The 17,580-nt window shown below is 71.1% G+C and carries 16 protein-coding genes and 1 tRNA gene; 7 read left to right on the top strand and 10 right to left on the bottom strand.

The annotated features are described in order from the left end of the window. Positions 1-4: 4 nt before the first annotated feature. The 5 genes from glgX to dnaK are packed head-to-tail and all read right to left on the bottom strand — an operon-like array spanning position 5 to position 6,133. A complete protein-coding gene (gene glgX, locus AAD528_RS11365) occupies positions 5-2,155 on the bottom strand; it encodes a glycogen debranching protein GlgX (RefSeq protein ID WP_345752191.1) in 2,151 nt (716 codons plus the stop codon). After that, positions 2,152-2,595, bottom strand: coding sequence for a heat shock protein transcriptional repressor HspR (locus tag AAD528_RS11360; protein WP_345752190.1), 444 nt, complete (start codon positions 2,593-2,595; stop codon positions 2,152-2,154). Before AAD528_RS11360 ends, glgX begins: the two co-directional genes overlap by 4 nt. Before the next feature lie 37 nt (positions 2,596-2,632). Next, positions 2,633-3,613: a DnaJ C-terminal domain-containing protein gene (locus AAD528_RS11355; protein WP_345752189.1), complete on the bottom strand. Its 981-nt coding sequence runs from the start codon at positions 3,611-3,613 to the stop codon at positions 2,633-2,635. A 7-nt stretch (positions 3,614-3,620) separates the two neighbouring features. Then, positions 3,621-4,277 (bottom strand): nucleotide exchange factor GrpE, encoded by a 657-nt coding sequence (gene grpE, locus AAD528_RS11350; protein ID WP_345752188.1) that lies wholly within the window; start codon positions 4,275-4,277, stop codon positions 3,621-3,623. Continuing rightward, entirely contained in the window at positions 4,277-6,133 is a 1,857-nt protein-coding gene (gene dnaK, locus AAD528_RS11345; protein WP_345752187.1) for a molecular chaperone DnaK, read from the bottom strand. Before dnaK ends, grpE begins: the two co-directional genes overlap by 1 nt. A 172-nt stretch (positions 6,134-6,305) precedes the next feature. On the opposite strand from dnaK, the gene AAD528_RS11340 reads away from it, so the two are divergent. Then, on the top strand, positions 6,306-7,712 hold the full coding sequence (locus AAD528_RS11340; RefSeq protein ID WP_345752186.1) for an MFS transporter: 1,407 nt from the start codon (positions 6,306-6,308) through the stop codon (positions 7,710-7,712). 118 nt (positions 7,713-7,830) lie between these two features. Here the strand turns inward: AAD528_RS11340 and AAD528_RS11335 are convergent, their stop codons facing one another. Next, positions 7,831-8,358: a MarR family winged helix-turn-helix transcriptional regulator gene (locus tag AAD528_RS11335; protein ID WP_345752185.1), complete on the bottom strand. Its 528-nt coding sequence runs from the start codon at positions 8,356-8,358 to the stop codon at positions 7,831-7,833. Between the two features lie 91 nt (positions 8,359-8,449). Between AAD528_RS11335 and AAD528_RS11330 the strand changes: the two genes are divergently transcribed. The 4 genes from AAD528_RS11330 (at position 8,450) to AAD528_RS11315 (ending at position 13,296) form a co-directional block, all read left to right on the top strand. Continuing rightward, positions 8,450-9,052 carry a winged helix DNA-binding protein gene (locus AAD528_RS11330; RefSeq protein WP_345752184.1) on the top strand — a complete coding sequence of 201 codons (603 nt, stop codon included), beginning with the start codon at positions 8,450-8,452 and terminating at the stop codon, positions 9,050-9,052. Between the two features lie 196 nt (positions 9,053-9,248). Beyond that, complete coding sequence (locus AAD528_RS11325) at positions 9,249-11,837, top strand: immune inhibitor A domain-containing protein (RefSeq protein WP_345752183.1); 2,589 nt, start codon at positions 9,249-9,251, stop codon at positions 11,835-11,837. Positions 11,838-11,910: 73 nt separating this feature from the next. Beyond that, entirely contained in the window at positions 11,911-12,279 is a 369-nt protein-coding gene (locus AAD528_RS11320; RefSeq protein ID WP_345752182.1) for a YchJ family protein, read from the top strand. A gap of 150 nt (positions 12,280-12,429) precedes the next feature. Further along, the gene (locus AAD528_RS11315) at positions 12,430-13,296 is read left to right on the top strand and encodes a glycerophosphodiester phosphodiesterase (RefSeq protein ID WP_345752181.1); all 867 of its coding nucleotides are present in this window, start codon (positions 12,430-12,432) and stop codon (positions 13,294-13,296) included. 12 nt (positions 13,297-13,308) lie between these two features. Here the strand turns inward: AAD528_RS11315 and AAD528_RS11310 are convergent, their stop codons facing one another. The 3 genes from AAD528_RS11310 to dcd form a co-directional block, all read right to left on the bottom strand. Further along, entirely contained in the window at positions 13,309-14,466 is a 1,158-nt protein-coding gene (locus AAD528_RS11310) for a zinc-binding dehydrogenase (RefSeq protein WP_345752291.1), read from the bottom strand. 1 nt (position 14,467) lies between these two features. Continuing rightward, entirely contained in the window at positions 14,468-15,193 is a 726-nt protein-coding gene (locus AAD528_RS11305) for an HAD family hydrolase (RefSeq protein ID WP_345752180.1), read from the bottom strand. A 205-nt stretch (positions 15,194-15,398) separates the two neighbouring features. Next, positions 15,399-16,004 carry a dCTP deaminase gene (gene dcd / locus AAD528_RS11300; protein ID WP_345752179.1) on the bottom strand — a complete coding sequence of 202 codons (606 nt, stop codon included), beginning with the start codon at positions 16,002-16,004 and terminating at the stop codon, positions 15,399-15,401. 137 nt (positions 16,005-16,141) lie between these two features. On the opposite strand from dcd, the gene AAD528_RS11295 reads away from it, so the two are divergent. Together AAD528_RS11295 and AAD528_RS11290 are read left to right on the top strand one after the other, a co-directional pair. Beyond that, positions 16,142-16,600 carry a hypothetical protein gene (locus tag AAD528_RS11295; protein ID WP_345752178.1) on the top strand — a complete coding sequence of 153 codons (459 nt, stop codon included), beginning with the start codon at positions 16,142-16,144 and terminating at the stop codon, positions 16,598-16,600. A 102-nt stretch (positions 16,601-16,702) separates the two neighbouring features. After that, positions 16,703-16,776, top strand: a tRNA-Gly gene (locus tag AAD528_RS11290). Positions 16,777-16,784: 8 nt separating this feature from the next. Here AAD528_RS11290 and AAD528_RS11285 read toward each other — a convergent pair. Beyond that, the gene (locus AAD528_RS11285) at positions 16,785-17,534 is read right to left on the bottom strand and encodes an SDR family oxidoreductase (protein ID WP_345752177.1); all 750 of its coding nucleotides are present in this window, start codon (positions 17,532-17,534) and stop codon (positions 16,785-16,787) included. Positions 17,535-17,580 lie beyond the last annotated feature (46 nt).

Genomic DNA, 17,580 nt, shown 5'->3' with positions numbered 1-17,580 from the left:
GGGGCTAGAGCGACTTCACCACGACGATCGTGCGGGCGCCGTGTGTCCTGTCGGTGCCTGCGGCGATGCGCGTGCCTACCGGGATGGCCGGGTCCGTCGACAGGACGACCTCGACCTCGTCGATCCACGCGTTCTCGGGGTGATGCACCTCGACCGGGGTGTCGGCCGCGTTGAGCCAGAGCAGGAAGGAGGTGTCGATGAGCTGCTCGCCCCTCGGACCGGGCTCGCGCAGCGGCGTGCCCGACATGAACATGCCGAGGGCACGCAGGCCGCCGTCGCCCCAGTCCCGGTCCCGCATCAGCCGACCCGTGGGGTGCAGCCATGCGAGGTCGTTCGGCCCATCCGGAATCGTGGGCCGCCCCTCGAACCAGTGACGCTGGCGCAGCGCGGGGTGCTCGCGCCGCAGGCGCAGCGCGGCCTTGGTGACCTCGTACACGTCGAGCCACGCGTTCTCGGCGCCCCAGTCCATCCACGAGATCTCGTTGTCCTGGCAGTAGGCGTTGTTGTTGCCCCCCTGCGTGCGCCCGCGCTCGTCGCCCGCGGTGAGCATCGGCACGCCGTTCGACAGGCACAGGGTCGCCATCAGATTGGCGGCCTGCCGCCGGCGCAGGGCCAGGATGTCCGGATCATCCGTCTCGCCCTCGACGCCGTGGTTCCACGAGCGGTTGTTGTCGGTGCCGTCGCGGTTGTCCTCGCCGTTGGCCTCGTTGTGCTTGCGGTCGTACGACACGAGGTCGCGCACCGTGAAGCCGTCGTGCGCCGTGATGAAGTTGATCGAGTTCGACGCCGTGCGGCCGTCGTCGGCGTACAGGTCGCTCGACCCGGCGAGGCGGGTCGCCATGGCGTGGATCGGCGCGCTCCCCCGCCAGAAGTCACGGACGGTGTCGCGGTACTGGTCGTTCCATTCCGCCCACTGCGGCGGCATCCGCCCCACGAGGTAGCCGTCCATCGACACGTCCCAGGGCTCGGCGATGAGTTTGACGTGGCGCAGGATCGGATCCTGGTCGATCGCGATCAGGAGGGCGCACGCGAAGTCGACCTCGTAGCCCGTGCGGGTGAGGGCCGACATGAGATCGAACCGGAACCCGTCGACGTGCATCTCGGTCACCCAGTAACGCAGCGAGTCGAGGATCAGCCGCAGGGCCAGGGGGTTCCACGCGTCCACCGTGTTGCCGCAGCCCGTGACATCCCAATAGCGGTCGTCGAAGCCGCCGTGTGCGGGGTCCGGCTGAACCCGCTTGTAGAAGCCGCGGTCGTCGAAGCCGCGGAACGACAGCGTCGGCCCCTCCGGACCCGCCTCGGCGGTGTGGTTGTAGACGACGTCGAGGATCACCTCGATGCCCTCGCGGTGAAGAGCCTTCACCATGTTCTTGAACTCGGCGACCTGGCCGCCGCGGTCGCCCGAGGAGCTGTACGAGGCATCGGGCGCGAAGTACGAGATCGTGTTGTAGCCCCAGTAGTTGGTGAGGGCGCGGTCGCTGAGCCACGGCTCCGAGAAGAACTGCTGCACGGGAAGCAGTTCGACCGCCGTCACGCCCAGGTCGCGCAGGTACGAGGTCACGGCGGGCTCGGCGAGCCCCGCGTACGTGCCGCGCAAGTGCTCGGGCACGCGGTCGTGCAGCTTCGTGAAGCCCTTCACGTGCAGCTCGTAGATCACCGTCTCGCGCCAGCGCGTGCCGAGCAGCGCGTCGCCCTCCCAGTCGAAGGACGGGTCCACGACCACGCTTCGGGCGCTGTATCCCGCCGAGTCGGTCTCGTCGCGGACGGCCGGATCGTCTTCGCGCGCGCCGTAGATGGGCTGTTCCGCGATGATCGTGCCGCTGGTGGCGAGCCCGTACGGATCGAGCAGCAGCTTGTGCGGGTTGAAGCGGTAGCCGTTCTTCGGGTCCCAGGGTCCGTCGACGCGGTACCCGTAGCGCTGGCCCGGGCGGATGTCCGGCAGGGCACCGTGCCAGATGCCGAGCGTCTGCTCGGTGAGCTCATAACGGGTCTCGCGGTCATCCTCGTCGAACAGGCAGAGGTCCACTCCCGTCGCGTTGGGCGCGTAGACGGCGAAGTTCGTGCTCTCTGCGGTCCACGTCGCGCCCAGAGGCCACTCCCGCCCCGGCCAGATCGAGGAAGTCTCTCCGAGTCGTGTCCACTGCTGCGGGCTCAACGACCCTCCTCCCGCTGCGGCGGCGTCCACAGCACGAGGTCGGCGCTGCGGCGCACGCGGGTGCCGGCGCGGAGCGTGACGACGGATCCGGTCGCGCCCGCCGCGAACACCCGCGCACCGGGGCGGCTCGCGCGCTCCGCCTGCAGCCGTGCCTCCAGCTCCCGGACATGACGGCGCAGCGCCCGCACCTCGTCCTCCAGATCGAGCACGCGCGCGATGCCCGCGAGGCTCATGCCCTCGCCCGACAGGCGGGAGACCTCGCGCAGCTGCTCGATGTTCCGCGCCGAGTACCGGCGGGAGCCGCCGCGTGTGCGGCCGGGGACGACCAGGCCGATCCGGTCGTACTGGCGCAGCGTCTGCGGGTGCATGCCCGACAGCTCGGCGGCCACGGCGATCGCGAAGACGGGGGCGTCCTCGTCGATCTCGTACGAGTCGCTCATCCGGTCCTCCTCTCCCGCCTCGTGGGATCCGTCCAGGCTACGAGCTCTGGGCCCTGCCCATCAGGTCGGCGCGCGGGTTGCCCTGCGGGCCCACCTCGACGAAGCGCGCGAGCGCCTCGCGGGCCTCGTCGTCGAGGTGCGCCGGCACGACCACCTGCACCTCGGCCAGCAGGTCGCCCGTGCCCTTCTGCGATGCGATGCCTCGGCCCTTGACGCGCAGGACGCGACCCGACGGCGTGCCGGGCGCGACGCGCAGCTTGACGGGATCGGCGCCCAGCGTGGGGACCTCGATGGTCGCGCCGAGCGCGGCCTCGGCGAACGTCACCGGCACGACCACGCGCAGGTTCAGACCCTCGCGCGTGAAGACCGGATGCGGGCGCACCGCGATCTCCACGACGATGTCACCGGGATCGCCGCCGTCGGGCGAGGGGCGCCCCTTGCCGCGCAGGCGGATCTTCTGCCCATCGGCCACGCCCGCCGGGATCTTGATCTTGAACGGCTTGCCGTCCTCGCTCTGCAGCGAGATGGTCTCGCCCTTCGCCGCGGTGACGAAGTCGATCGTCGCCCGGGCGCGCACGTCCGCGCCCTTCTGGGGCCCGCCGAAGCCGCGGAAGCCGCCGCTCGTGCGGCCGAAGCCGCCCGAGCCGAAGCGTCCGCCGCCGCCCTGGTTGAACATCGCGAAGACATCGTCGAAGTCCTGCGCCGATCCGCGGTTCTGCGTGAACGCGCTGAAGACGTCGTCGAAGCCGCCGTTCGCCCCGCCCGCCGTGAAGCGCGCGCCCGAGCCCATCGCGCGGATCTGGTCGTACTCCTCGCGCTGCGCCGGGTCGGAGAGCACGGCGTACGCCTCGCTCATCTCCTTGAACTTCGTCTCGGCGGCGGCATCGCCCGGGTTGGAGTCCGGGTGATACCGCCGCGCGAGCTTGCGGTACGTCTTCTTCAGATCGGACGCGCTGACGTCCTTGGACACACCCAGGACCGCGTAGAAGTCCTTCTCGAACCAGTCCTGACTGGCCATCTCGGATCTACTCCGCCGGAACCGCGACGACGACCTTCGCGGCGCGCAGCTCGATGTCGCCCAGGCGGTAGCCCAGCTCGACGACCTCGAGGATCGTGGCCTCGGTCGTGCCCGGCACGGGCTGCTGGAAGATGGCCTCGTGCTGCTGCGGGTCGAACGCCTCGCCGGCCGCGCCGTACGCGACCAGGCCCATGCGCTCGGACACGCCGCGCACCTTGTCGGCGATCGCGGCGAAGGGCGTGCCCTCGCCGAGGTCACCGTGCTTCTCGGCGCGGTCGAGGTCGTCGAGCACGGGGATCAGGCCCTTCACGGCCTCGCCCTTCGCGCGTGCGATCTCGATGTGGCGCTGCTCCTCGGTGCGCCGGCGGTAGTTGGCGTACTCCGCCTGCAGCCGCTTGAGGTCGTGCAGCAGCTGCGTCTCGTAGTCGCTCTTGTCCTGCTCCTCGGCCTCGTCGCTCTGACCGATGTTCAGGATGTCGTCGACCGTCAGCTCGGGCTCGCCCTGCTCGGCACCGCCCGGGCCGTCCGCGGTGTTCGCGGCGTCCTCGTCGGCGGGGACCCCATCCTGCGCCTCAGGGGCGGTCGCGTGCGCGTCCGCCCCCTCGGCCTCAGGCTGGACCTCGTCGCCGTCGTTGCGGGGCTCTTCGAAGTCCTTGTCGCTCATCAGCTCTTCTTGTCCTCGTCGTCCTCGACCACCTCGGCGTCGATCACGTCGTCGTCCACGGCCTGGTCACCGGCCGGGGCGTCGCCCGCGGGCGCGGACTGCTCGGCCTGCGCCTGCGAGTAGATCGCCTCGCCGAGCTTGGTCTGGCTCTGGTTCAGCTTGTCGAACGCGGTCTTCACGGCCTCGTCGTCGTCGCCGGCGAGGGCCTTCTTGAGCTCGTCGACATCCGCCTGCACCGAGTCCTTGACGTCGGCGGGCAGCTTGTCCTCGTTCTCCTTGATGAGCTTCTCGATCGAGTACGACAGGGTCTCGGCCTGGTTGCGGACCTCGGCGGCCTCGCGGCGCTTCTTGTCCTCGGCCGCGTGCTCCTCGGCCTCGCGCACCATGCGCTCGATGTCGTCCTTCGGCAGCGACGAGCCGCCGGTGATCGTCATCGACTGCTCCTTGCCGGTGCCCTTGTCCTTGGCGGACACGTGCACGATGCCGTTCGCGTCGATGTCGAACGTGACCTCGATCTGCGGCACGCCGCGAGGCGCGGGCGCGATGTCGGTCAGGTCGAACGTGCCGAGCGGCTTGTTGTCGCGCGTGAACTCGCGCTCGCCCTGGAACACCTGGATCGACACGGACGGCTGGTTGTCGTCCGCCGTCGTGAAGGTCTCGCTGCGCTTGGTCGGGATGGCCGTGTTGCGCTCGATGAGCTTCGTCATGATGCCGCCCTTGGTCTCGATGCCGAGGCTCAGGGGGGTCACGTCGATCAGCAGGACGTCCTTGCGCTCGCCCTTGAGGACGCCCGCCTGCAGGGCGGCGCCGACGGCGACGACCTCGTCCGGGTTCACGCCCTTGTTGGGCTCCTTGCCGGTCTCGCGCTTGACGAGCTCCGACACGGCGGGCATGCGGGTCGAGCCGCCGACGAGCACGACGTGCGCGATGTCGTCGACCTTGATGCCGGCCTCGCGGATGACGTCCTCGAACGGCTTCTTGGTGCGCTCGAGCAGGTCCTTCGTGAGCTCCTCGAACTTGGCGCGCGAGAGCGTCTCCGACAGCGACACCGGGCCGGACTCGGTCAGCGACAGGTACGGCAGGTTGATCGAGGTGCTCGTCGACGAGGACAGCTCCTTCTTCGCCTGCTCCGCGGCCTCCTTGAGGCGCTGCAGGGCGATCTTGTCGCCCGAGACGTCGACGCCCGTCGTGTCCTTGAACTGCTTGATCAGGTGGTCGACGATGCGCTGGTCCCAGTCGTCGCCGCCGAGGCGGTTGTCGCCGGCGGTGGAGCGCACCTGGATGGTCGAGAAGTCGTCGTCCTTGCCCACCTCGAGCAGGGACACGTCGAACGTGCCGCCGCCGAGGTCGAAGACCAGGATGAGCTCGTCCTCCTTGCCGCGGTCGAGGCCGTAGGCCAGCGCCGCCGCGGTGGGCTCGTTGATGATGCGCAGCACGTTGAGGCCGGCGATCTCGCCCGCGTCCTTCGTGGCCTGGCGCTCGGCGTCGTTGAAGTACGCGGGGACCGTGATGACCGCGTCGGTCACGGTGTCGCCGAGGTACTGCTCGGCGTCGCGCTTGAGCTTCATGAGGATGCGCGCCGAGATCTCCTGCGGCGTGTACTTCTTGCCGTCGACGTCGAACGACCAGTCGGTGCCGATGTGGCGCTTGACCGACGCGATCGTGCGGTCGACGTTGGTGACAGCCTGGCGCTTGGCGGTCTCGCCGACCAGCACCTCGCCGTCCTTGGTGAACGCGACCACCGACGGGGTCGTGCGGAAGCCCTCGGCGTTGGCGATGACCTTCGGCTCACCGCCCTCGAGGACGCTGACGACCGAGTTGGTCGTTCCGAGGTCGATACCCACAGCACGTGCCATGTTCTGCTCCTTCTGCTGGACGCTGAGTCAAGCTGGCGCGCGACTTGAGCCGCGCTCACTCAACGATACAAAGACCCGTGCACGCTGTCAATCGAACTTGATACGGATCGGCTCAAGTTTGGCCGCTGTGTCGGAGCACCGGATGTTCACCGCGCGGCCCTAGCCTCGTGGCATGACGCCCGAGCACGACTCGTCCCATCTCACGCCGCGCACCGTGGCCGACAGCCGCTCGCTGGTCGCCGCCGGCGGGGAGCTGCAGGAGCAGCCCGTCCCGCGCAAGCGCGTGTGGTCGTGGGCCCTGTGGGACTGGGCGACGCAGCCCTTCAACTCCGTGATCCTCACGTTCGTGTGGGCGTCGCTCTATCTCGTCTCCGACAGCTTCCTCGCGCCGGATCTCGCGGCCCTGCCCGACGCCGATCCCGCCAAGGAGCGCGCGCTCGCCGACCTCACGAGCGGCTACGGACTCGCGACGACGCTCGCGGGCATCCTGATCCTGCTGCTCGCGCCGGTGCTCGGGCAGCGCGCCGACGCGAGCGGGCGCAAGAAGCGCTGGCTCGTCGCCGCGACCGCGGGGCTCGCGATCGTCCAGTTCACGCTGTTCTTCGTGCAGGCCGATCCGTCGTTCTTCTGGTTCGGCGCGATCACGCTGGCGCTCGGGGCGGTCGTCTCCGAGATCGCGGGCGTCAACTACAACGCGATGCTCGTCGAGGTGTCCACGCCCCGCACGATCGGCAAGGTGTCGGGCCTCGGCTGGGGCCTCGGCTACATCGGCGGCATCCTGGCGCTCACCGTCGTCGTCGCCGTCACGCAGCTGGACTGGTTCGGGATGGACACGTCCAACGGAATGGCGTATCGCGTGATCGCGGTCGGCTGCGCCGTGTGGACACTGATCTTCGCGATCCCGCTCGTGCTGAACGTGCCGGAGGCGCCGGCGCACCGGGCCGCGCAGCGCGTCGGGTTCTTCCGCAGCTACGTCGTGCTCGTGCAGGACCTGATCGGGCTGTTCCGCAACCACCGCCCGACGTTCTGGTTCCTGCTCGCATCCGCCGTGTATCGCGACGGCCTCGCCGGCGTGTTCGCGTTCGGCGGCGTGCTGGCCGCCGTCGCGTTCCACTTCACGAGCAACGAGGTGATGATCTTCGGCATCGCGGCGAACCTCGTCGCGGGCGTCTCCACGATCGTCGCGGGGCGCTTCGACGACCGCTTCGGATCGCGCTCGGTGATCGTGTTCGCGCTCACGGGTCTCGTGGCGATGGCCCTCGTGGTGTTCGTGCTGCGCGACGTCGGCACGATCGTGTTCTGGATCTGCGGACTGCTGCTGTCGGCGTTCGTGGGCCCCGCGCAGGCCGCGAGTCGCGCTCTTCTGGCGCGCGTCACGCCGGACGGCATGCAGGGCGAGATCTTCGGCCTCTACGCCACCACCGGCCGGGTCGCGAGCTTCCTCGCTCCCGCCGCGTGGACGCTGTTCATCGCCCTCGCCGGCTCGACCGTGTGGGGCGTGCTCGGCATCGCGCTGGTGCTGCTCGTCGGCCTCGTGCTGCTGCTGTTCGTGCGCCTGCCGAAGCACGTCCGGCTCTGATCCTCCGGGGCACCACCCCTCCCCCCGAGAACACGTGCTCTGAGCGAGGACATGCCATTTCGACCGCGAAACGGCGTGCCCTCGTTGAGAACACGTCCTTTCGGCGAAGGGGTCGCGGTCAGCGGGGCCAGGCGTCGGCGAGGCGCGTCAGGAGATCCGCGAGCTGGGCACGCTCGGCGGCCGTGAAGCCGTCGAGCGCGTCGGCGACCGCGTCGGCCCGCGCGCCGCGGCTGCGGTCGACGATCGCGCGACCCTGCTCCGTGAGCGCGACCAGCGTGCGGCGCGCATCCGACGGATCCGCCTCGCGTCGGGCGAGGCCCATCTCGACCGCGGCCTGCACCAGCCGACTCGCCCGGGGCTGATCCACGCCGAGCGCCTCGGCGAGCGCGCCCACGGGCTGCGGTCCAGCGGAGCGGGCGAGCACCTCGAGCAGGCGCAGCCGCGCCATCCCGCGACCCAGGGGGCCGCCGTGCGGGCCGCCGTGGCCGTGGCCGTGCGAGGTGTGCTCGTGGCCGTGACGGCCGTGCGAGCCGAGATCCCACGGGCCGCGGCCGGGGAATCCCTCGCGCCCGCCGGGGCGCCCCGCCATCCGCAGGCGTCCGAGCGCCTCGGCGATCCGGGCCACGGGATCGGCGTTCTCGACCATGCCCCCACGATACATGTGACTTGACATGCACTCCGCTTTCATGTCATTCTGCATATACATGCAAAGAGACATACAACAGAGGAGGACTCCCATGGAGACCCACGACACCGACTCCCCCATCCACGACCGACGCCCGCTCGGCTTCTGGCTGCGCGCCGTCGACGGCCTCATCAGCCGCGAGTTCGCGGCCGCGTTCGACGACGAGCCGATCGACCGCCGCGACTGGATGATCCTGAACGCGCTCGACGGCTCGGTCGATGAGCCGCTCGCGGAGCGCCTGCGCGAGCGGCTCGCACGCCGGCCCAAGCGCCTCGTGCGCCTGGCCGAACTGGGCTGGATCTCCGCGTCCGACGGCCGCTGGACCCTGACCGACGAGGGCCGCGCCGCGAAGGAGCGCCTCGCCGCCGAGGTCGACGCCGTGCGCGAGCGCGTCGCCGGCGCCGTGCCGGCCGAGGACTTCGTCACCACCCGCCGCACGCTCGAGGCGATCGCGCGCGAGCTCGGCGGCGACGACGACGACGCGCTGCGGTTCGGCGTCCGCGGGCGCCGGCACGGGTTCGCGCACCGCGTCCACGCCCGCGCGCACGGCGAGTGCGAGCACGGCGAGCACGGCCGCGGCCGCCGCGGATTCGGCCCGCACGGGTTCGAGCCGGGGCACCACCGCTTCGGTCCGCACGCTCACCGCGCCTGCTAGATCCGCCCGCGCGATATGGCAAGCAGGATGGGGACAGCTCCCCATCCTGCTTCGCGCGCACGAAGCATTCACACCTCCGAAACACAAACCTGCGAAAGTGCTGTGATCAGCTGTGCATCCCCACCGATGCCGCAGGCATTCGCACGGCCGGATCGGCGGTCATCCGACCCCGATCGTCCTACTCCCCGGAGGAAAAGTGAAGACACGCACCACCTGCGCGCTCGGCACGGCAGCGATCCTGCTGACGAGCGCGCTCCTCGTGCCGAGCGCGGCGTCCGCGGCGCCGGCGCCGGCCCCCGAGGCCGAGACGCACGCCGAGTCGCAGCGCCACGATCGACCCGACGCCCTCGCCGACAAGCACGCCGCGACGAAGCAGAAGGCGGCCGAGCTCGTCGCCACCGGTGAGGCCCAGGTGAAGACCCGCGGCAAGGACAAGCACAAGAGCCGGGTCGTCGAGCTCAAGCCCGGGCAGTACGTCGAGTACGGCACGTCCGAGACGGCGCAGCTCTTCACGATCCTGGCCGAGTACGCCGACCAGGCGCACAACACCATCCCCGAGCCCGGCCGCAAGGACAACTCGACCTACTGGCTGCCGGACTTCTCTAAGGCGCACTTCGAGGACATGTTCTTCGGCGAGGGCGAGTCGTTCAAGGACGTCTACGACGAGATGTCTTCGGGACGGTTCGATCTCGAAGGCGCGGTCAGCGACTGGGTGACGCTGCCCGGCGCGGCCGCGACCTACGGGAAGAACGAGTTCGACCCGGAGACGGGCGAGGACCTCGGCGAGTCCAACGTCACGATGACGAAGTTCATCCAGGACGCCGCGAACGCCTGGTACGCCGCGCAGGTCGCGGCCGGCAAGACGCAGGCCGAGATCGTCGCCGAGCTGCAGTCCTACGACATCTGGGACCGCTACGACGCCGACGGCGACGGCATCATCAACGAGCCCGACGGCTACATCGACCACTTCCAGGCCGTGCACGCCGGCGAGGGCGAGGAGGCCGGGGCTCCCACAGACGCCATCTGGTCTCACCGCTGGGCGGCGAACCAGGCCGGCACCTACCGGGTCGGCCCGGCCGCGTACGCGAAGCTCGGCGGCATCAAGATCGGCGACACCGACATCTGGATCCGCGACTACACGACCGAGCCGGAGAACGGCGGCCTCGGCGTCTTCGCGCACGAGTTCGGCCACGACCTCGGCCTGCCGGACTACTACGACACGGCCGGCGGCGACAACGGCACCGCGTTCTGGACGCTGATGAGCTCGGGCTCGTGGCTCGGCCACGGCGAGGGGTCGATCGGCACCACACCGAACCACATGGGCCCGAGCGAGAAGCTGTTCCTCGGCTGGCTCGACTTCGAGGTCGTGGAGCCGGAGGCGGACGGCACCGTCAAGCTCGGCCCGGCCTTCCACGCCAACACCCTGGGAGCACAGGCCGCGATCGTCGACCTGCCGGACGGCGAGCAGTTCATCGAGGTCGGCGAGGCCGCCGAGGGAACCCAGCACCTCTACTCGGGCGCCGGCGACAACCTCGACGTGACCGCGACGAGCCCGGAGTTCACGGTTCCCGCGGGCGGCACGCTGACCGCGCAGGTGAGCTTCGACATCGAGAAGGACTGGGACTACGCCTATCTCGAGGCTTCCACCGACGGCACGACCTGGACGCCCGTGGCGACGAACCTCTCCACCACGACCGACCCCAACGGCCAGAACCCGGGCTTCGGCATCACGGGCGTGACGGACGGCTGGACGGCGCTCACCGCGGACCTGTCGGCGTTTGCGGGCGAGACCGCGCAGATCCGCTTCCACTACTGGACCGACGTCGCCGAGACCCGTCCGGGCTTCCAGGTCGACGACATCGCGGTGGGCGACGCGCTCGTGACCGACGACGGCGCGAGCGACTGGACCCTCGAGGGCTTCGAGCGACTCGAGAACGGCGGCTACCTGCAGCCGTACGGCCACTACTACATCGCGGAGAACCGCGTGTACGGCGGCTACGACACCACGCTGCAGACCGGACCGTACAACTTCGGCTGGTCGCTCACGGCACCCGACAAGGTCGAGCACTTCCCCTACCAGGACGGCCTGCTGGTCTGGTACGTGAACAGCCTGTACGCCGACAACAACACGTCGGGGCACCCCGGCGGCGGCGAGGCCCTTCCGGTCGACGCCCGCGCAAAGGCCCTGAAGTGGTCGGACGGCACGGTCGCCCGCAACCGGATCCAGGCGTACGACGCCACGTTCGGACTGCAGAAGACCGACCCGATCTCGCTGCACCGCGAGACCGAGGCCGGCCTGACGACGCTGAAGGTGGGCGCGCAGAAGGCGCTGCCGACGTTCGACGACACCGACCCGAACGCGTACTACGACGAGGCCAACCCGCAGAACTCGGTCCGCGTCGCCGGGACGGGCACGTCCATCACGGTCACGCAGCAGGACGCGAAGAAGGGCACGATGACCGTCGCGGTCAAGCGCGCCTCCAACGCGCCCGCGCTGCCGGCCTGGGACGCCAAGACCGTGTACACGGGCGGCGAGAAGGTCACCTACAAGGGCGCCACGTGGCTCGCGACGTGGTGGACCAAGGGCCAGAAGCCGGGCGACGTGAACGGCCCCTGGCAGGAGCTCGGCGTCGAGGACGCGAACGGGGTCCCCGCGTGGACCGCGTCGCGCATCTTCAACGCCGGTGACACGGTGACCTACAAGGGCGCCACGTACGAGGCGAAGTGGTGGACCCGCAACCAGGCGCCGGGCGACAAGCACGGTCCCTGGAAGAAGGTCGGCTGAACCAGCCCTCCGCGAAGGCCGCGTCCCCCCAGGGGCGCGGCCTTCGCGCTTTCCCCGCGCCTACCCTGATCAGATGAGCCTGCTCGATCCCTGCCCGTGCGGTTCCGGGCGCGCCTACCCTGCCTGCTGCGGCGCGCTGCACGTCGGCGCGCGCCCGGCCGAGACGCCCGAGGAGCTGATGCGCTCGCGGTACAGCGCGTTCGCCCGGCGCGACGCCGAGTACCTGCTGCGCACGTGGCATCCGCGCACGCGCCCGAAGACCGTCGACTTCGAGGACGGTCTCGTGTGGACCGGGCTCGAGATCGTCGAGGCCGCGGGCGACGAGGTCGAGTTCGTCGCCGTCTACGAGACGGCACTCGGCCTCGGCGCCCTGTCCGAGCGCAGCCGCTTCGAACGGCGCGGCGGACGCTGGGCCTACGTCGACGGGGACGTCAAGGGCTGACACGGCTTCTCTCCGGATGGTCGTCCGGATGTCATCCGGTCGCCACCCGCCCGGGCGAGTCGTCGCCGGGACGCCAGCCTGGGGTCATCCGGGAGCCACGCGCGGCCGGGAGCGTGGGAGGAGTTCACCTCCCCAGCGAACGGAGCAGTCATGCGCATCCGCCACCTCGCCACCAGCGCCGCACTCGGGGGCCTCGCCCTCGCGGGCGCCTCGACTCCGGCGCTCGCCACCCAGCCCGAAAAGGTCTCGGTCGTCACCACCGCCCACCGCGGCGCATCCGCGTACGCCCCCGAGAACACCCTCGCCGCGTTCCAGGTCGGCATCGACCAGGGCGCGACCTGGATCGAGTCGGACGTCCAGCTCACGAAGGACGGCGAGGCGATCCTGATGCACGACACCACGCTGACCCGCACGACGGACGTCGAGCAGGTCTTCCCCGACCGGGCGCCGTGGAACGTGAAGGACTTCACCCTCGCGGAGATCGCGCGGCTCGACGCGGGCTTGTGGTTCGGCCCGGAGTTCGCCGGCGAGCCCGTGCCGACCCTCGCCCAGATGGTCGAGCAGGTCCGGAAGAGCCGCGCGGGCATCATCATGGAGCTGAAGTCGCCCGAGCTGTACCCGGGCGTGGAGCAGAAGGTCATCGACGTGTTCGCGTCGTTCCCGGGGTATGTGCCGTCGGCGCTCGCGAGCGGCCGCCTGTCGGTGCAGAGCTTCGACTGGGACTCGATGAAGACATACGCCGGCCTCGCGCCCGAGACGCCCGTGGGCCTGCTCGGCGCGCCCGCGATCGCCGAGCTGCCCGCCTACGCCGAGTGGGCCGACCAGATCAACCCCGGCTCGGGCCAGACCAGCGAGGCTTACATCGTCGCCGTGCACGAGCTCGGTCTGGACGTCAACGTCTGGACGGTGAACGACGTGCCGACCATGACGCGCCTGCTCGACTGGGACGTCGACGGCATCATCACGAACGTCCCCGACGTGCTCGAGGATCTGCTGCAGGCACGCGACCGGGGCTGAGGTCGAGTCGGCTCAGCAGCGCCGGTGCGCGTCCCGCGGATCCACCCCGACGCGCACGGCCCTGCCGGCGGACGCCGCGGCGAGCGCCTGGTCGATCTGGGCCAGCGGGTAGCGCGCGCTGACGAGCTCCTCGAACGGACGCGCCGCGCCGCGGTCGCGCAGGTAGCGCACGGCGGCGTCGAGGTCGCGCGGGGCGTAGTTGTGCACGCCGCGGATCGTGATCAGGCCGCGCACGAGGCGCTCGGGGTCGACGGGGAGCGGCTCGGTGGGGAACACGCTGCCGACGAGCACCACGACTCCCCCGACGCCCACGACCTCGAGCGCGGCCTGCACGGCGCGGGGCGAGCCGGACGCCTCCAGAACGATGTCGTACTCGGGCGATCCGGTCGCGGCGAGCGCGGCGGTCAGCGCCCGCACGTCGCGCGGATCCGCGACCTGCGCCGCTCCGAACCGCACGGCCAGCGCGCGGCGCGCGGGATCCGGATCCGCGACCACGACGGTCGCGCCGCGATCGGTCGCCATGGCGCACGCGCTGAGGCCGATGAGGCCGGCGCCCAGGATGAGCACGGTCGCGCCGTCGACATCGGCGACCTCGTCCGCCCGGGCGAGGGCGGCCCACGCCGTCGCGCCGCCGCACGCCGCGGGCGCGAGCACCTCGGCGCGCAGGCTCTCGCCGACGCGCACGATCGCGGTGCCCGCGCGCAGGTGCGCGTGCGTGGCGAAGCCGCCGGTGAGCTCCCAGTGGGTCTGGATGCGCTCGTGCCCGTACTTCAGGACGGCGCGGCACTTCTGCGGCAGGCCTCGACGGCAGCGGTCGCACTCGCGGCAGCTCGCCATGATCGACCACACCACCCGGTCACCCACCTGCACGTGCGCGCCGTCGACCGCGCGCACGCCGTCCGCGACCTCGATCACGCGGCCGACGTACTCGTGGCCGAGCACGAGCGGCGCCGGCGCCGCGCGGTGCCCCTCCACGGTGTGGACGTCGGATCCGCAGACCGTCGCGAGCTCGATGGCGACGAGCGTCTCCCCCGCCCCCAGCACGACGCCGGGCACGGCGACGATCTCGTGCGGGCGGCCCGCGCCGGTCCAGACCATGGCGATCGCCGGGGGCACGAGGACGACGTCGCGGGTGGCCGGGGTCGTCGGGGTGAGGGCCGGCGACGCCATGTCAGACACCACCGGAGGCGGGGATGCCGGCCGCGGCCGGCAGGCCCAGCAGCGCGCGCAGGCCGGTGACGTCGTCGATCACGGCGTGCGCACCGGCGGCCTCGAGGGTCGCGCGGTCGTGGGCGCCGCTCAGCACGCCGACGACCAGGCCGGCACCCGCGGCCAAGCCCGCGCCGATGTCGCTCGCGGTGTCGCCGGCCACCGCGATCGCCGCGACGCCCGACACCTGGCCGAGCAGCGCCGCGCCGAGCACGAGGTCGGGGGCCGGGCGCCCGCGTCCCACGTCGGCGGGCGACAGGGCGGCGTCCACCAGGTCGCCCCAGCCGAGGCCGTCGATGATCGCGTCGCGCGTGACGGGCGCGAAGCCCGTGGTGAGCACGACCCCGATGCCGGACTCGCGCAGGTCCTCGAGCAGCTCGCGGGCGCCGGGGATGGGCTCGACGCCGTCCTCGCCGATCAGCTCGGCATACGCGCGCTCGAACGCGGCGGTCGCCTCGGCCGCGCGCGCGGTGTCGCCGCCGGCCAGGTGCGTGAACACGTCGAACTTCGACTGGCCCATGGTGGCGCGGACGTACTGCAGCGCGTCGTCCCAGCTCATCCTGTCCGCGACTCCCGTGCGCTGGTGCGCACGCTCGAAGGCCCGCTCGACGACGCCGTCGTCGCGGACCGTCGTACCGGCCATGTCCAGCACCACGAGCTCGTAGGCGCGGGTCTCGGGAACGGTCATGGGATCCCCCTCTCGCGTCGATCGCACTGCTCTTCGAGGGATCGAACGCTCCAGCCTGACACCCGCCATCCGGCCGAATATGCCCGCCCCGGCATTGTTCAGGCGCCGTTCACCGAGCCTTCCGCCGAGACCGGGCGGGGCTTCATGCGCCGGTCTCCTGACGTCCCGGTCGCCGGGTGAGCGCGCGTGGTCGAGCGTCCGCGGATCAGGATCCGACGGAGCCCGCGTCCGTCACCGAGACGTCCGTGCGGTGGAAGCTCTGGAACGACCGCGACGCGGTCGGGCCGCGCTGGCCCTGGTACCGGTTGCCGTAGGCGCCCGAGCCGTAGGGGTTCTCGGCGGGCGAGGTGAGTCGGAAGAAGCAGAGCTGGCCGATCTTCATGCCCGGCCACAGCTTGATCGGCAGCGTCGCGACGTTGGACAGCTCGAGGGTCACATGGCCCGAGAAGCCCGGGTCGATGAAGCCCGCCGTCGAGTGGGTCAGCAGCCCGAGGCGGCCGAGCGACGACTTGCCCTCGAGTCGCGCGGCGACGTCGTCCGGCAGCGTGACGGCCTCGAACGTCGAGCCCAGCACGAACTCGCCGGGGTGCAGGATGAACGCCTCGTCCGGCGCGACCTCGACCAGGTGCGTCAGATCGGGCTGATCCTCCGACGGGTCGATGAAGGGGTACTTGTGGTTGTCGAACAGCCGGAAGTACCGGTCGAGCCGCACGTCCACGCTGGACGGCTGGACCATCGCCGGGTCGTACGGGTCCAGGCCCACGCGGCCGGAGTCGAGCTCGTCCTTGATGTCGCGATCCGAGAGCAGCACGGGACCAGCCTAGAGGGCGGCGCGCGGGCGCCGTCCTCGCGTGACACACGGCGGGCGCGACGTCAAGCGGGAGGCGGATCCGGGCCGGAGGTGATGACATCGGAGGATCAGTGATCCCCAACGGAAGGGAGACGCGCATGTCGCAGAACTCGGGTCAGACACCCACCACCCCCAGCACGGACGACGCCCCCGCGGTGACGCCGGCGACGGTGGCGCACTCGACTTCGACGCCGCCGGCCGCGGCGGAGGCAGCGGCCGATGCGGCCGAGTCGCAGGATGCCACGCCCGAGACGGGTGGCAGCTATCTGACGGAGCCCAATGTCGCGCAGCAGAAGGTGGCGGAGGGACTCCGTCAGGCCGGCGAGAAGGTCGAGGCGCTCGCCCCGAACGACGGCGTCGCCAAGGACCTGGCGGACAAGGCCTCCGCGGGCCTCAAGCACGCGTCGGAGTGGGTCTCGGAGCAGGATGCGGGTGCGGCCCTCACCGAGGCGAAGTCGTTCGTGCGCCGCAAGCCGTGGGTCGCCGCGGGCATCGCCGTCGGCGCGCTGCTGGTCCTGAACAGGATCACTCGCGCGCTGACCGGCGGCAAGAAGTAGCCGCCGGCGACCCGTTCGCGCCGGCTCCCACGCCTGGGGCCGGCGCGAACGGGTTCGGCCGAGGTCGCTGTTATGCTGGCCCTCGCGCGCTTCGGCGCGTACGGGGCTGTAGTTCAATGGCAGAACTTCTGCTTCCCAAGCAGACAGCGCGGGTTCGATTCCCGTCAGCCCCTCCACACATCGCTCACGCCCCGGCGTGCTCGAGCCATTCGTCGAAGGTCTGGGTCCCGCGCCTCGCGTCCGGGCCCGTCAGCAGCGAGCCGTCGGCGCTCACGCGGCCCATCGATCCCGGTATCCGCACCTCCAGGACGCGGCCCTTCCGGCCGGAGGCGCGGAGATAGCGGCGCACCATGTCGGCCATGCGCTCGACGCCGGGCCCTCCGAGATCCTGCGCGAGCCCGACCGGCGCGCCCTCGGCGATCCGCACCAGCTCGGCGCCGACCTCGGCGGCCGCGACCGGCTGCGAGAGCATCTTCGGCACCACGATCATCCCGAGCATCGCGCCGCGGCCGACCATCTGCGCCGCGAACTCGTGGAACTGCGTCGCCCGCAGGATCGACCATCGATCACCCGAGGCCATGAGCAGGCGCTCCTGCGCGGCCTTGCCCGCGTAGTAGCCCGAGGTCGACTTCGCGGCCCCCACGATCGAGAGCGCCACGTGATGCCCGACCCCGGCCGCGCGCTCGGCCGCCAGGAGGTTCCGCGTCACGGTGTCGAAGAACGAGATGGAGGCCCTGGTCGACAGCGTCGCGATCGACGACACGTCGATCACAACGTCCACGCCCTCCAGCGCCGCGGCCAGGCCAACCCCCGTGATCAGGTCGATGCCGGTCGAGCGTGTGATCGTCACGGTCTCGTGCCCGGCGCGCTGCGCGGCCCGGATGACGTGCCTGCCCACGGTGCCGGTGCCGCCGGCGACCGCGATGCGGCTCATGCGGCGACCGCCGAGTGCGATGCCGCGCGAACCCGGCTCGGTGCGA

Origin of the sequence: Microbacterium rhizophilum (assembly GCF_039605615.1) — a bacterium.
GTDB lineage: Bacteria > Actinomycetota > Actinomycetes > Actinomycetales > Microbacteriaceae > Microbacterium > Microbacterium rhizophilus.
The sequence above is the reverse complement of the archived record's forward strand: the minus strand, read 5'-3'. Positions and strand labels throughout refer to the sequence as shown.